A 14,128-nucleotide genomic window follows, 5' to 3' on the forward strand; every position below is an offset into this window, starting at 1 on the left:
ACGCGACTGGCTGTGGTCCCGACCCTCATCCCCAGTCCTTCTCCTGGAGGGTCGTGATGACACCGCCCCAGGGTCGTTCCCAGGCCCATGATCAGCGGGAACGTGACATGAGCCGCGTGGGTGCGGCTGATGTCACGCTCCGGCCGATCATGCCCCGGGTTCCTGGGGTTGGTCGGGGGTGGGAACGGGACCACAGCCGGTCGCGTGGCACCCAGGCCGCGGCGGTCTCGTCGTGAACGGGCGTGCCCCTCGTCGGGGACGGCCGCCAGCGCAACCACAGGGTTCGGTAGTGCACCCCACCCAGTCACCCGCGCACCCGAGGGGTCGGGGCGAACCGGATGGACCCCACGGCAGCCCGGGGTGGTAGGTGAGGCCGGGCGGCCCGGGCTGGGGACGGCGCGCCCACGAAAGGCGCGGCTCCCGGCGGTACCCGGGCGCGTTCCGCAGGACGCACCCACGAGCCGTGCAGTTTGGCGCAACAACGGGCGAGATCCGCTCGTTCTCGCGCCAGACCTACCGATCATCACGGCGGCGGCCACCGGTGGGAAGCGGCCCACACACGGCATACGATCTACAGCTGGCGTATTAGCCCTCGGTTTTCCGAGTACGCCGTGAAGACGACCCGCTGGGCCAGCCGACCGCGTCGAGGAACTCCTCGCGGGGCTTTCACAAGCGTCGCCGCTGGTGTCGCGACCGCCGACGTGATCGGCAGGCGCGGAGGCCGCGCGGGTCCAGAGGGCTTTGCCGAATCGCCGCGGGTCGGAGTTCGGCGACCAAGAGGAGATCGTCGCGAGTCGATCTTCGAAAGCGGCGATCCGCCCTTGATCACTGCTGCTGAATCGGACGACCTCCCGGTGGCAAGCCGTCCAGATGCGCGCGCAGGGCCACGGCGCTCACGTCCGACCAGCGCGATGTCGCGGCCACGCGAGGTCGGTCCTCTCGCTGCCTGGGCTGAGCGAGCCGCCGCTCCCCACCGTCGCCGAAAGGCGGTCGCAGCGGGCAGTAGCGTTGGTCGGGATATGAGCGCCACCATCCAAGCCACCGGGCTCGCCACCGGGCACGGTGCCCGCGTCCTGTTCTCCGGTCTCGACCTGATCGTCGCCCCCGGTGACGTCGTCGGGCTCGTCGGCGCCAACGGCGCGGGCAAGTCCACGCTGCTGCGGCTGCTCGCGGGCGAGCAGGACCCGGAGGACGGCAAGATCGTCGTCAGCCCGCCCGACGCGACCATCGGGCACCTGCCGCAGGAACCGGAGCGGCGACCGGGCGAGACGGTGGTGGCCTTCATCGCGCGCCGCACGGGAGTCGCCGCGGCACAGGCCGCCATGGACGCCGCGGCGGAGGCGCTCGGCAGCGGTGTCCCGGGCGCGGACGACGCCTACGCCACGGCCCTGGACCGCTGGCTCTCCCTCGGCGGCGCCGACCTCGACGAGCGCGCGGGCGAGGTCGCGGCCGAGGTCGGTCTCGGCGTGGATCTCGACACGGAGATGACCGCGCTGTCGGGCGGGCAGGCCGCCCGTGCCGGGCTCGCCGCGCTGCTCTTGTCGCGCTACGACGTACTGCTGCTCGACGAGCCCACCAACGACCTCGACCTCGACGGCCTGGAGCGTCTCGAGCGGTTCGTCCAGGGGTTGCGCTCGCCCGCGGTGATCGTCAGCCACGACCGGGAGTTCCTCGCCCGCACCGTGAACCGGGTCGTCGAACTGGACCTCGCGCAACAGCAGGTCGGCGTGTACGACGGCGGCTACGACAGCTACCTCGCCGAGCGCGAGGTGGCACGCCGGCACGCGCGCGAGGCCTACGAGGAGTACGACGACAAGCTCACCGGGCTCAAGGACCGCGCGCAGATGCAGCGCAACTGGATGGCCCAGGGCGTGCGCAATGCGCGCCGCAAGTCGACCGACAACGACAAGATCGGCCGCAAGCTGCGCACCGAGGCCAGCGAGAAGCAGGCCGCGAAGGCCCGGCAGACGCAGCGGATGATCGAGCGGCTCGACGTGGTCGACGAGCCGCGCAAGGAGTGGGAGCTGCGGATGACGATCGCGGCCGCCCCGCGTTCCGGCACGGTGGTGGCCTCGATGACCGGTGCCGTCGTCCGGCGTGGGTCGTTCGTGCTCGGGCCCGTCGACGCGCAGGTCGACTGGGCCGACCGGATCGTGATCACCGGGGCCAACGGCTCGGGCAAGTCCACGCTGCTCGCGGCCCTGCTCGGGCGCATCCCCGTGGACGAGGGAAGCGCCGGTCTCGGCTCAGGCGTGCGGGTCGGCGAGATCGACCAGGCCCGCGGCCTGTTCCTCGGCCCCGAGCCGCTGGTGCGCGCGTTCGGCAACGCGGTGCCGGGCTGGGCGGAGTCGGACGTCCGGACGCTGCTGGCCAAGTTCGGGCTGACGGGCGAGCACGTACCCCGCCCGGCCGCGTCGCTATCCCCCGGCGAGCGCACCCGGGCCGCGCTCGCCCTCTTGCAGGCCCGCGAGGTGAACCTGCTGGTGCTCGACGAGCCGACCAACCACCTCGACCTGCCGGCGATCGAGCAGCTGGAGCAGGCCCTCGACTCCTTCCCGGGCACGGTCCTGCTGGTCACCCACGACCGCCGGATGCTGGACACGGTCCGCACCACGCGCCACTGGATGGTCACGGATGGCAAGCTGACGGAACGGCAGTAGCCGGGCCGATTGCTGGGGGGCAACCGTGGATCCAGTCTCGTTGATCGTGGCTGCCTTGGCGGCCGGTGCGGTGGCCGGCGCGCAGAACACCGCGACCGACGCCGTGAAGGACGCGTACACGGGTTTGAAGGAGCTGGTGCGCGGCCGGCTGGCGAGCCGGGAGTCCGGCCGCGCGGCCCTCGCGCGGCACGAGACCGACCCGCAGCAGGAGGTCGCCGCGCTGGAGGCCGAGCTCGTCGAGGTGAAGGCGGGCGAGGACGCCGGGGTGGTCACGGCAGCACAGCGGCTGATGGCGCTGGTCGACGCGGCAGGTACCCGGGCCGGGAAGTACGCCGTCGACGTTCGGGGCGCGCAGGGCGTTCAGGTCGGTGACCACAACGTCCAGACCAACACGTTCCCGGCCCCGCCCGCGGTGCCGTGACCGACGGGCCCGGCGACCTGCGCGGGGCACAGGGCGTCCAGGTCGGCGACCACAACATCCAGACCAACATCTTCGGCGGCACGATCACCGTGTCGACGCCGGTGGAGGTCTCCTGGCCGGTGCGCGTCGGCGCGGTCCCGCTCCTGGCGGGCTGCTATCAGCGGCGTGCCGAGTCGCGGCTGCTCTCCGAGGCGATCGACGAGGGCGGCACTGCGGTGGTGACCCAGGTGCTGTCCGGTCTCGGCGGAGTCGGCAAGACCCAGCTGGCGGCCGCGTACGCGCGCAGCCGCACCGACACGGACCTGCTGGCCTGGGTCAACGCCGGCGGCCGTGACGCGATCGTCTCCGGGTACGCCGAGGTCGCCGCCCGCCTGGGTCATCCGGTGACCGACGACGCCGAGCGGGCCGCCGAGTGGTTGCTCACCTGGATGCAGACCGCGACCGAGCGGTCGTGGTTGATCGTGCTCGATGACCTCGCCGACCCCGCCGACCTGCGAGGGCTGTGGCCCGGAGGCCCGAGGGGTCGCACGGTGATCACCACGCGGCGCACCGACGCCGCCCTGACCAGGGCCGGGCGCCGCCGGGTCGAGGTCGGGCTGTTCACCCCCGGCCAGGCCCGTGCCTACCTCGCCGAGAGGCTCGAGGCCGACCCGGACGACGAGCGGATGTGGGAGGCCGACGAGCTCGCGGCCGACCTCGGCCACCTCCCGCTGGCGCTCGCCCAGGCCGGGGCGTTCATCCTCGACCGCGGGGACACCTGCGTGGGATATCGCGCCCGCCTCGCCGACCGCCGCCGGCGGCTCGCCGAGCTGTTCCCACCGGACGCCCTGGCCGACGACTATCACGACACGGTCGCGGCGACGTGGTCGATCTCCATCGAGGCGGCCGACGCTTTGCCTCCGGCCGGGCTCGCCCGCCCCGTGCTGGAACTGCTGAGCGTGCTCGACCCGAGCGGGATCCCCGCAGACCTGCTGACCACACCCGCGGCGATCGAGTACGCCAGCGCGCACGGCCCGGCACCGCCCCGCGACGGGCAGGACCTGCTGGACGCGCTGCACCACCTCGCCCGACTGAGCCTGATCACGCTGGATCCCGCGGCCGGGCCGGCAGGCGTGCGAGTGCACGGCCTGGTCCAGCGTGCCGCCGCGGAGCATCTGAATCCCGCCCAGATCACTGCGTTGCACCGGGCGGCCGCCGGCGGCCTGCTGGAGATCTGGCCGAAGATCGAGCGCGACACCCGACTCGGCCAGGTGCTACGCGCCAACGCCTCCGCCCTCATCGACAAAGCCCAAGCGAACCTGTGGCAGCCCACCATCCACCCGCTGCTGTGGCGAACCGGTAACAGTCTGGGCAAATGCGGCCTGGTTGACGCAGCGATCGGATACTGGACACGAATGCTGTCCGACGCCGACCGCTACGTGGGCGCCGAGCAACTTGCCACTCTCGCCGTCCGCAGCAAGCTCGCGTGGTGGCGTGGCGAGGCTGGAGACCCCGCGGGCGCCGCCACCGCCTTCGAGGAATTGCGCGTCGAGAAGGCTCGGACACTCGGGCCCGATCACGCTCTCACACTCGACACCCGCAGCAGCCTCGCCCACTGGCGCGGACAGGCCGGAGACCCCGTCGGCGCCGCCACCGCCTTCGAGCAGCTGCTGACCGACCGCCTGCGCGTGCTGGGGCCCGACCACCCCGACATCCTCGCCACCCGCAACAACGTCGCCCACTGGCGCGGACACGCCGGTGACCCCGTCGGCGCCGCCACCGCCTTCGAGCAACTGCTCGCCGACCAGGTCCGGATCCTCAGCCCCAACGACCCCCTCACGTTCATCACCCGCAGCAACCTCGCCCTCGTCCGCGGGCAGGCCGGTGATCCCGCAAGCGCCGTGCACGTACTCGAACAACTGCTCGCCGACCAGGTCCGGGTGCTCGGCCCTGCACACCCCCACACCCTCATCACCCGCAACAACCTCGCGTACCACCGCGGCCAGGCCGGCGATCCTGCCGGAGCAGCCACCGCCTTCGAACAGCTGCTCACCGATCGCCTGCGCGTGCTGGGGCCCGACCACCCCGACACCCTCACCACCCGTCACAACCTGGCCGGCTGGCGCGGTGAGGCCGGAGATCCGGCCGGAGCAGCCACCGCCTTCGAACAGCTGCTCACCGACAACCTCCGGGTCCTGGGCCCCGACCACCCCAACACCCTCACCACCCGGAGCAATCTCGCCCGTTGGCGCGGCCAGGCCGGCGACCCGGCCGGAGCAGCCACCGCCCTCGAACAGCTGCTCACCGATCGCCTGCGCGTGCTGGGGCCCGACCACCCCGACACCTTCACCACCCAGAACGATCTCGCCCGTTGGCGCGGCCAGGCCGGCGACCCGGCCGGAGCAGCCACCGCCCTCGAACTGCTGCTCACCGACAACCTCCGGGTCCTTGGGCCCGACCACCCCAACACCCTCACCACCCGCAACAACCTCGCGTGCTACCGCGGTAGCGCGGGAGACCCGGCAGGCGCCGTCGCCGCCCTCGAACAGCTGCTCACCGACAACCTCCGGGTCCTGGGCCCCAACCACCCGAACACCCTCACCACCCGCAACAACCTCGCCCGTTGGCGCGGCGAAGCCGGGGACCCGGCCGCAGCGGTGGCTGCTCTCGGCCCGCTCCTCACCGACCACATCCGGGTCCTCGGTCCCGACCACCCCGCCACGTTCATCACCCGCAACAACCTCGCCTACTACCGCTGCGAAGCCGGGGAGTGCGCCGAAGCGGCGGGGGACTTCGAGCAGCTGCTCGCCGATTGCCTACGGGTGCTGGGCCCCGAGCACCCCACGGCCCACGCCGTCCGGAACTCGATCGCACGGTGGCGGGCCAGGGCCTCCCAGCCCGACCAAGAACACGACCGCTAGCAGAGCCGGATGGCGGGGCGTCAGCTCGGGCGCGCGGGCGGCGACTGGGTCTTCGTCGGGTCGCGCTCCACCGTGTCGCCCAGCGCCTCGTCGATACGCTTGAGCACGTCCGGTTCCAGCCGCACGCCGCTGGCGCCCGCGTTGTCGGCCACCTGCTCGGGGCGGGACGCCCCGATGATCGCGGCCGCGACGTTGTCGTTCTGCAGCACCCACGCCACGGCGAGCTGTGCCATCGAGAGGCCGAGGTCGGACGCGATCGGCGCCAGCGCCTGCACGCGGGTGAGCGTGTCGTCGTCCATCCAGCGCTGGATGAACTGGGCGCCGCCCTTCTCGTCGGTGGCCCTGGACCCGGGCGGGGGCGCGGCTCCCGGCTTGTACTTCCCGGTGAGCGCACCCTGCGCGATCGGCGAGAAGACGATCTGGCTGACCCCGAGCTCCTCCGACGCGGGGACGACCTCGCTCTCGATCACCCGCCACAGCATCGAGTACTGCGGCTGGTTGGACACGAGCGAGAAGCCGAGCTGCTTCGCGAGGGCCTGGCCGTCGCGCAGCTGCTGGGCGGTCCACTCGCTCACGCCGACGTAGAGCGCCTTGCCCGCGCGGACGACGTCGGCGAACGCCTGCATCGTCTCCTCGAGCGGCGTCTCGAAGTCGTAGCGGTGGGCCTGGTAGAGGTCGACGTAGTCGGTCTGCAGCCGGCGCAGGCTCGCGTCGATCGACTCCCTGATGTGCTTGCGCGAGAGGCCGGAGTCGTTCGGGCCCATCGGACCGGTCGGCCAGTACACCTTGGTGAGGATCTCCAGTGAGGCCCGCCGCTCGCCCTTCAGTGCCTCGCCGAGCACCGTCTCGGCAGCGCCGTTCGCGTACGCGTCGGCGGTGTCGAAGGTGGTGATCCCCGCGTCGAGGGCGGCGCGTACGCACGCGACGGCGGCGTCGTTCTCCACCTGGGAGCCGTGGGTGATCCAGTTGCCGTAGGTGATCTCGGAGACCTTCAGGCCGGATCGGCCGAGGTAGCGGTGTTCCACGCCCCGAACACTAGGCCGCGAGATCGTTCTCCGCCCGCAGGACGGGCGCCCGCGTGAGCGCCGTCGCACGGACATGACGACGGGCGGCCCCGTTCTCACGGGACCGCCCGCCGGTCGGTTCGGAATCGGTCAGACCTCGGGTGCTTCCTGAACGCCGATCGCGAAGCGCAGCTCCTGCCCGCCATCGGCGCCGGCGACCGGCTGAACGTCCAGCACCTTGTCGTCGAGCACTTGGGCGACCACCGGCTCGAGGAAGACGCTCACGCCGTCCCCGGACAGCACCACGTCGTCGGTGTCCGGGCGGCCGGCCAGCGACAGCTCCAGTCCCTGCTCGGGATCGGGGGCGGAGATGCGCAGACCACCCCCGTCGGGCAGCTCGGCGTCGGTGGTCAGGGTCCTGATGGCTTCGGCCGCCGTATCGGTGATTGCCAACATGCCGCGCCAGGGTAGGCGCGATCGGCCGGTCTCGCAGATCGGGAGGTCAGCCGAAGGTGTCGGGGTCCGGCCCGAGGCGGGTGCCGGCGTCGAGCTCGTCGATGGTGGCGATGTCGTCGGCGGAGAGCTCGAAGTCGAACACCTCGATGTTCTCCCTGATCCGCGACGGTGTGACCGACTTCGGGAAGACGATGTTGTCCTGCTGGATGTGCCAGCGCAGCACGACCTGCGCCGGGCTCTTGGCGTACTTCTCCGCGAGCGAGACGAGCCGCTCGTCCCGAAGCAGGTCGCCGCCCTTGCCGATCGGGCTCCACGCCTCCGTCGCGATGCCGTGCTCGCGGTGGTAGGCCTGCAGCTCGCGCTGCGCGAGCAGCGGGTGCAGCTCGATCTGGTTCACCGCGGGCACGGTGCCGGTCTCGGCCGCCAGCCGCTCCAGGTGCGGCACCTGGAAGTTCGACACGCCGATCGAGCGGGCCTTTCCGTCCGAGAGGATCTTCTCGAACGCGCGCCACGTCTCGACGTAGCGGTCGGCGTGCGGCCGCGGCCAGTGGATCAGGTAGAGGTCGACGTAGTCGAGGCCCAGCTTCTGCAGACTCTCGTCGAGTGCGGCGATGGCCTCGTCGTGACCATGCCGGTTGTTGATGAGCTTGGTGGTGACGAAGATCTCGGCGCGTGCCAGCCCGGACTCCCGGACGGCCTTCCCGACGCCCTCCTCGTTGCCGTACCCCTGAGCCGTGTCGATGTGGCGGTACCCGGCGTCGAGGGCCGTGCGGACGACGTCCGCCGTCCTGGCCGGTTCGATCTGGAAGACGCCGAACCCGAACTGCGGGATCTGCACGCCGTTGTTGAGACGGATGTTCGGTACCTGCGACATGGCTATTGTCTACCCTGAGCTGCCTCGGCCTTACCGGCGATCCCCGTCACCCGTTTGCTGCCACGCTCTGGCGACCTCTGCCGCCGCGCCCGCCGCCTGGGCGCGCCCGGCACGGGCCGCCGCGGCTCGGTGGGCCGGGTCGAGCACGTTGCGCCCGATCGCGGCGAGGGCGTCGGCGTCCGGGCTCACGAGCGCCACCCGCGCTCCCTGTTCTCGCAGCGCGGCGACCTGGGTCCGGACCCCGATAATCGGGCCGAGCGCGCGCACGATCGGCGCCAGCACCACCACGTGATCGCACCCGGCGGCGAGGTCGGCGTTGGTGGGCGAGCGCACCCCTCCGTCGACCAGCCTGCGCCCGCCGGTGCTGATCGGCGCCCAGACGCCGGGCACCGCGCAGCTCGCCGCAACGGCCGCCACGAGGGGCACGCCCGAGTCACGGTCGAGCACGACGAACTCGCCGGTGCGGGCGTCGACCGCGGTGATCCGCAAGGCCCGCCGCGGCCACTCGTGCACCAGGAGCCGGCTCCCGATCACGGCGATCCGCTCGGACTCGGGCCCGGTCCGCGCGCGGAGCGCGAAGCCGCCGATCCGCGCGCGCACCCGCTGCGGGTCCCGGCCACCGGCGATCGCGGCGAGGGCGAGCCGCAGCATCGCGCCGGTGCCGAGCGCCGCGGCCACCTGCCCGTCCGGTGGCACGAGCTGCGCGGCGTACCGCTCCTCTGGATCGACGCCGGTGGCGAGCTGCGCTCCCACGATCGCTCCGGCGGACGTGCCCACGATCAGGTCGGCGCCCGCCAGGTCGACGCCGTGCTCGCGGAGCCCGCACAGCATCCCGAGCTCCCACGCGACCCCGGTGATCCCGCCGCCTCCGAGGACGAGCGCACGACCCATGCCCGGAACCCTAGTTGACACACCGACATACCTACTAGTAGGTATGGAGTGGTGGACGCGCGGACCAAGCTGCTCGACGCGGCAAAGCAGCTCGTGTGGGACCGCGGCGTAGAGGCCACGAGCCCGAACATGGTGCTGGCGCGCAGCGGTGTCGGGCAGGGCAGCCTCTACCACCACTTCGGGTCGAAGGCGGCGTGGGCAGAGGCGGCGATCACGGGTCTCGCCGCTGAGCTCACCGCGGAGACCGACGAGCTGTTCTCCGCGCACGCGACCGGCGCCGATCAGCTGCGGGCCTACCTGACCAGGCCGCGCCCCGCGCTGGACGGTTGCCGGCTCGGCAGGCTCGCGTTCGATCCCGAGGTACGGGCGAACGACGCGCTCCGGGCACCCATCAGCGCCTACTTCGAGCACCTGCGCGCGCTACTCCGCCCGGCTGTGCGCGCCACCGGCGTCGAGGACGTCGACGGCGTCGTCGAGGCGATCTGCGCCGTCGTGCAGGGCGGCTACGTCACGTCCCGGCTGAGCGACGATGCCGGCGCGCTCGAACGGGCCTGCCGCGGGCTGCTCGCCCTGCTCAGGATCGATCGCTAGGAGAACCAGATGCCCCTCGTCCGAATCGACGCCGTCGCGGCAGACCCGCAGCGGCTGACCGCGATCGGCGACGCCGTGCACGCGGCGCTCATCGATGCGTTCGCCATCCCGTCCGACGACCGCTTCCAGGTCCTGCGCGGCGGGGCGGGCGACCAGATCGTCTACGACCCGGGTTTCCGCGGCGTCGAGCGTGACGACGGCGTGGTGTTCGTGCAGGTCTTCCTGCGCCGCGGGCGCACGGACGAGCAGAAGCGCGCGTTCTACCGCGCGCTCGCGAAGCACGCGACATCCGCCGGGGTGGAGCCGCGGAACCTGGTCGTCACCCTCACCGAGAACGGGCTGGGCGACTGGTCGTTCGGCAACGGCGAGGCCCAGTACCTGGACAACCCGCCGGCATGAGGCAAGAAGTTCAGGAGGGCTTCTCCGGTGCGTGACCGTGGCCATGCCCGTGACCGTGGCCCGGTACCGGGTCGCCCGCCCGCAGCGGCGCGCCGTGGAAGCGGCCCTCGTGCGCGATGATCGGCCGCTGGTCGCCGGCCAGCTCGGGGTGCTTCGCCTCCAGCCGCTGCCGCTGGTCCCACTGCCGTCGCAGGTTCGTGACGTACTCGCGGTCGCCGTTGTACGTGCCGCGCCACGTCTGCGGCATCTGCTCCTTGGCGAGTCCGGTGCCGGCCTGGCCGAGCAGGCTCGGCCCGGCCGGGATCTTCCGCGGGGTGCCGCCACACGCCGGGCAGCCCGGCGTGGGCGCGTCCAACCCGACGAGCCGCTCGAAGCGCTCGCCGCAGTCGCACCGGTACACGTAGATCGGCACGGCTACCAGTTCTCGACGGACTTCATGAGGATGTCCGCGATGTCGTCCTCCGTGGGCGTCTTCGGGCAGGTGGCGAGCAAGCGCTGCTGCTTCATCGTGCCGGGCACGAGGTCCGGCACGTCCGCCTCCGTGTAGCCGACCCCGCCGATCCCGTTCGGGATCCCGATGTCGCGCATCAGCGAGATCAGGACGGACGGGAGCTGCTCGCGCGGGTCGTTCTCCTCGTCCGCCCGCGGGTCGAGCATCTTCGCGGCACGCAGGTGCCGTTCCGGGGCGCTGTCGAAGGAGAACCGGAAGGCCTCCGGCGCCGTCAGCGACACGGACTGGCCGTGCGGCACCATCGGCTCCTCCTGCGGGTAGCCCGCAGGCCGGTAGTCCCGCACCATCCCCGCGATCGGGTAGGCGTTGGCGTGCGGGATGTGCACGCCGGAGTTGCCGAAGCCCATGCCGGCGAACGTGGCCGCCATCATCATGTTCGACCGCGCCTCGACGTCCTCGGCGCCCCGGTGCACGGCGGTGCGGAACGACTGCGCGAGGAGGTCGAGGGACTTCTCGCACCACAGGTCGGACACCGGGTTCGAGCCGCAGTACGTCACCCGCTGCTCCGGCTTCTTCCGGTCGAAGGTCGTGTACCAGCGCGCGGTGTAGGACTCCAGCGCGTGGCACACGATGTCCATCCCCGACGCGGCCGTGACCTCGGGCGGAAGGCTCATCGTCAGCAGCGGGTCGATCACGGCGAGCGTCGGGCGCAGCCGCCAGTGGCTGATCCCGGTCTTGACCTTCATCGACAGGATGTCCAGCACGCACATCGCCGTGGACTCCGAGCCGGTGCCCGCCGTCGTCGGGATCGCGACGAGCGGCTTGAGCTGGCCCGGTGGCGTCTTCGCGGCACCGATCGGCTTGTTGATGTAGTCCATCAGCTCGCCGGGGTAGCTCGTGAGCAGGTTGATCGCCTTTGCGGTGTCGATCGCCGACCCACCGCCGACGGCGACGTACCCGTCCCACGGCCCCTGCGCGCGGGCGTACTCGGTGGCCTTGTTCATCGAGTCGTCGGTCGGCTCGACGTGCACCCCGTCGAAGATCTCCGACTCGATGTCGTAGCGGCGCAGATTGTCGGCGATCCGCTCGGGGATTCCCAGCGCGTGGATGCCGACGTCGGTGACGATCAGGACCCGCCGCACGCCGTACCCGGACATCTCGAACCCGACCTCGTCGGACGCCCCCGCCCCGAACTTCAGCGGCGGCGCGCCCCACGTGAAGATCGTCTCCTCGGACAGATCACTGGCGAGGTCGGCGGCGGTCATGTGTAGGAGCCCTCCGGTGCCGTGCGCAGCTGGTGGATCTGGTCGGCGTCGTGGCCGAACACCATCTGTGCCCCCGTGCGCCCCTGGATACCCCGCAGCTTCTCGACCGACGCGTAGAACTGCTCGAGGTTGTTGACGATCGCGGCGGGCGTGGCGGGCGGCCCGTAGCTCTCACCCATGTACACCGCGTCGGATGTGAAGATCATCGTTCCGGTGTCCGGCAGGTCGACCTGCATCGACATGCATCCGACCGTGTGCCCCGGCGTCTCGATCAGGGTGACGCCGGGGAGGAACTCGGTGTCACCGGACACGGTCTCGAAATCGAGGCCCTCGTAGTCGGTCTTGAGGTGCGCACCGGCGAACAGGCCGTCGAACCCGAGCGCGAAGTCCTTCTCCCGCTGGTGGCACACGAGCTTGGCGCCGGTGTTCTTGAACATCTGGGCGTTGCCTGCGTGGTCGAAGTGCAGGTGCGACAGCACCACGTAGTCGATCTCGTCGAGGCCGACGCCCATCTGGTTCAGCCGTGAGTCGAGGTACTCCTCGTCGCTCACGTGGTCGTACGGGAAGAACTCCTGGAGGCCGGTCGGGCCCCACCGCTCCTCCCAGTCACGCGGGCAGCTGGTGTCCCACAGCAGCTTGCCCTCGTCGGTCTCGACGAGGACGCAGTGCGTGGGGACGTCGATCCACGGGGCAGGCGCGTCCTTGTGGCTGCGGTCGGTGATCGACCGGCCCGGCTTGATCAACAGCCAGGTCAGGTCGGCGGTCATCGCTCCGCAGGGGATCACGCTCACCTTGATCGCGGTCGCCATCATGATCCTCTCGACGCTGAGGGACTGGACGCAGACGGACTGATCTCCTCGACGGTCGCACCCGGGTGTCGGCCCGTCAAACGATGCGACTGATCGATGGATCAGGTACGGGGCGCGCCGAGCAGCACCCGGCCCGAGCCGAAATGGCCCTAGGCTGGCGGGCCTGATCCGTGGTTGGAGACGACCGTGATCGATCTGGATTCACGCTGGCAACGGGCGCTGCTCGACCTGATCGAGCGGTCCCACCTACTCGCCGGGGACGCGATCTCGTCCGCGCTCGACGAGGTCCTCGCCCCGCTGCGGCTGCGTGCCGAGGTCTACCTCGTCGACCACGAGCAGGTCGAGCTGCGCCCCCTGCGCGGGGGCGTCCCCGCGATCCGCGCGGACGGCACCCTCGCGGGCAGGGCGTACCAGCTTGGAACGGTCCTGGCGGGATCCGGGGCCGACGACGACGTCCTCTGGGTCCCGCTGGTGGACGGTGTCGAGCGCCTCGGCTTGCTCCGGGTGCGACTGCCGGCCGACGACCCGGTGGCAGGCGACCCGCAGCTGGGCGCGCGGTGCACCGTCATCAGCGGCACGCTCGCCCACGTCCTCGCGTCCAAGCTCCAGCACAGCGATCTGCTCGCGACCGTGCAGCGCGCACGGCCGATGTCCGTTGCGGGCGAGCTGCTCTGGCAGCTGCTGCCGCCCTTGACGGTCGGCACCGAGTCGGTCGCGCTCGCGGCGCTGCTCGAGCCCGCATACGACGTGGGCGGGGACGCCTTCGACTACTCGGTCGGTTCCCGCGAGGCGCAGTTCTCGATCTTCGACTCGTCGGGGCACGACCTGAGCGCCGGTCTCACCACCTCCGTTGCGCTCGCCGCGGCACGTACCGCCCGCCGGGAGGGCCTGGATCTCCTCGACGTGGCCGCCCGGATCGACACGGAGCTCACCGAACAGTTCGCCGACTACCGGTTCGTCACCGGCGTGCTGGCCCGGCTCGATCTCGTCTCCGGACGGCTGCGCTACCTCGCGGCGGGGCATCCCGCTCCGGTGTTGCTGCGCAGCGGCCGGGCCGTGCGCAGCCTGGATGCCGCGCGGCGGATGCCGTTCGGGCGGATCGCGTCGCTCGCCCCGCAGCCGGCCGAGCCGGCCGAGGAGCTGCTGGAGCCGGGCGACCGGCTGCTCCTGCACAGCGATGGCGTCATAGAGGCACGCGACGCCGACGGGGCGGAGTTCGGCATCGCCCGGCTGGTCGAGCTGGCAGAGCGCGCGGACGCCGACGGCCTACCCGCGCCGGAGACGCTGCGCAGGCTCACCCACGCCGTCCGGAGGCACCGCGGTGGCGAGCTCCAGGACGACGCCACCCTCGTGCTCGTCGAGTGGTCCGGTCGCGCGGCCGCCCGGTTGCTGCCCGCATAGGGTCGA

Annotated in this window: 13 protein-coding genes; 6 read left to right on the forward strand and 7 right to left on the reverse strand. The window is 71.7% G+C overall.

What is annotated here, in order from left to right:
• Nucleotides 1-1,019: 1,019 nt before the first annotated feature.
• From K1T35_RS44190 to K1T35_RS44200, 3 genes are read left to right on the forward strand one after another with little or no spacing between them, the layout of a single operon-like run.
• A complete protein-coding gene (locus K1T35_RS44190) occupies nt 1,020-2,660 on the forward strand; it encodes an ABC-F family ATP-binding cassette domain-containing protein (protein WP_220257601.1) in 1,641 nt (546 codons plus the stop codon).
• 46 nt (nt 2,661-2,706) lie between these two features.
• The gene (locus tag K1T35_RS44195) at nt 2,707-3,081 is read left to right on the forward strand and encodes an RIP homotypic interaction motif-containing protein (protein ID WP_255621334.1); all 375 of its coding nucleotides are present in this window, start codon (nt 2,707-2,709) and stop codon (nt 3,079-3,081) included.
• On the forward strand, nt 3,078-5,981 hold the full coding sequence (locus K1T35_RS44200) for a tetratricopeptide repeat protein (protein ID WP_220257603.1): 2,904 nt from the start codon (nt 3,078-3,080) through the stop codon (nt 5,979-5,981). The genes K1T35_RS44195 and K1T35_RS44200 overlap by 4 nt, the downstream gene beginning before the upstream one ends.
• Before the next feature lie 20 nt (nt 5,982-6,001).
• Here the strand turns inward: K1T35_RS44200 and K1T35_RS44205 are convergent, their stop codons facing one another.
• From K1T35_RS44205 to K1T35_RS44220, 4 genes are all read right to left on the reverse strand, one after another.
• Entirely contained in the window at nt 6,002-7,006 is a 1,005-nt protein-coding gene (locus K1T35_RS44205; RefSeq protein ID WP_220257604.1) for an aldo/keto reductase family protein, read from the reverse strand.
• Nucleotides 7,007-7,135: 129 nt separating this feature from the next.
• A complete protein-coding gene (locus tag K1T35_RS44210) occupies nt 7,136-7,441 on the reverse strand; it encodes an adhesin (protein ID WP_220257605.1) in 306 nt (101 codons plus the stop codon).
• Between the two features lie 46 nt (nt 7,442-7,487).
• Complete coding sequence (locus tag K1T35_RS44215; protein ID WP_220257606.1) at nt 7,488-8,315, reverse strand: aldo/keto reductase; 828 nt, start codon at nt 8,313-8,315, stop codon at nt 7,488-7,490.
• 30 nt (nt 8,316-8,345) lie between these two features.
• The gene (locus K1T35_RS44220; protein ID WP_220257607.1) at nt 8,346-9,206 is read right to left on the reverse strand and encodes a patatin-like phospholipase family protein; all 861 of its coding nucleotides are present in this window, start codon (nt 9,204-9,206) and stop codon (nt 8,346-8,348) included.
• 51 nt (nt 9,207-9,257) lie between these two features.
• On the opposite strand from K1T35_RS44220, the gene K1T35_RS44225 reads away from it, so the two are divergent.
• Nucleotides 9,258-9,797, forward strand: a complete 540-nt coding sequence (locus K1T35_RS44225) for a TetR/AcrR family transcriptional regulator (protein ID WP_220257608.1) — start codon at nt 9,258-9,260, stop codon at nt 9,795-9,797.
• A gap of 9 nt (nt 9,798-9,806) precedes the next feature.
• Nucleotides 9,807-10,196 (forward strand): tautomerase family protein, encoded by a 390-nt coding sequence (locus tag K1T35_RS44230; RefSeq protein WP_220257609.1) that lies wholly within the window; start codon nt 9,807-9,809, stop codon nt 10,194-10,196.
• 10 nt (nt 10,197-10,206) lie between these two features.
• Here K1T35_RS44230 and K1T35_RS44235 read toward each other — a convergent pair whose 3' ends face one another.
• From K1T35_RS44235 to K1T35_RS44245, 3 genes are read right to left on the reverse strand one after another with little or no spacing between them, the layout of a single operon-like run.
• Nucleotides 10,207-10,608 (reverse strand): FmdB family zinc ribbon protein, encoded by a 402-nt coding sequence (locus K1T35_RS44235; RefSeq protein WP_220257610.1) that lies wholly within the window; start codon nt 10,606-10,608, stop codon nt 10,207-10,209.
• A gap of 2 nt (nt 10,609-10,610) precedes the next feature.
• Nucleotides 10,611-11,912 carry a hydroxyacid-oxoacid transhydrogenase gene (locus K1T35_RS44240; RefSeq protein ID WP_220257611.1) on the reverse strand — a complete coding sequence of 434 codons (1,302 nt, stop codon included), beginning with the start codon at nt 11,910-11,912 and terminating at the stop codon, nt 10,611-10,613.
• Nucleotides 11,909-12,721 carry an N-acyl homoserine lactonase family protein gene (locus tag K1T35_RS44245; RefSeq protein ID WP_220257612.1) on the reverse strand — a complete coding sequence of 271 codons (813 nt, stop codon included), beginning with the start codon at nt 12,719-12,721 and terminating at the stop codon, nt 11,909-11,911. The genes K1T35_RS44240 and K1T35_RS44245 overlap by 4 nt, the downstream gene beginning before the upstream one ends.
• A gap of 186 nt (nt 12,722-12,907) precedes the next feature.
• On the opposite strand from K1T35_RS44245, the gene K1T35_RS44250 reads away from it, so the two are divergent.
• Nucleotides 12,908-14,122, forward strand: a complete 1,215-nt coding sequence (locus K1T35_RS44250) for a PP2C family protein-serine/threonine phosphatase (RefSeq protein WP_220257613.1) — start codon at nt 12,908-12,910, stop codon at nt 14,120-14,122.
• Nucleotides 14,123-14,128 lie beyond the last annotated feature (6 nt).

The organism is Pseudonocardia sp. DSM 110487 (assembly GCF_019468565.1).
Lineage (GTDB): Bacteria > Actinomycetota > Actinomycetes > Mycobacteriales > Pseudonocardiaceae > Pseudonocardia.

Bases quoted from the DNA above. Each gene is read 5' to 3' on its own strand.
- K1T35_RS44190 (WP_220257601.1), top strand. From the start codon at position 1,020: ATGAGCGCCACCATCCAAGCCACCGGGCTCGCCACCGGGCACGGTGCC.
- K1T35_RS44210 (WP_220257605.1), bottom strand. From the start codon at position 7,441: ATGTTGGCAATCACCGATACGGCGGCCGAAGCCATCAGGACCCTGACC.
- K1T35_RS44215 (WP_220257606.1), bottom strand. From the start codon at position 8,315: ATGTCGCAGGTACCGAACATCCGTCTCAACAACGGCGTGCAGATCCCG.
- K1T35_RS44220 (WP_220257607.1), bottom strand. From the start codon at position 9,206: ATGGGTCGTGCGCTCGTCCTCGGAGGCGGCGGGATCACCGGGGTCGCG.
- K1T35_RS44230 (WP_220257609.1), top strand. From the start codon at position 9,807: ATGCCCCTCGTCCGAATCGACGCCGTCGCGGCAGACCCGCAGCGGCTG.
- K1T35_RS44240 (WP_220257611.1), bottom strand. From the start codon at position 11,912: ATGACCGCCGCCGACCTCGCCAGTGATCTGTCCGAGGAGACGATCTTC.
- K1T35_RS44245 (WP_220257612.1), bottom strand. From the start codon at position 12,721: ATGGCGACCGCGATCAAGGTGAGCGTGATCCCCTGCGGAGCGATGACC.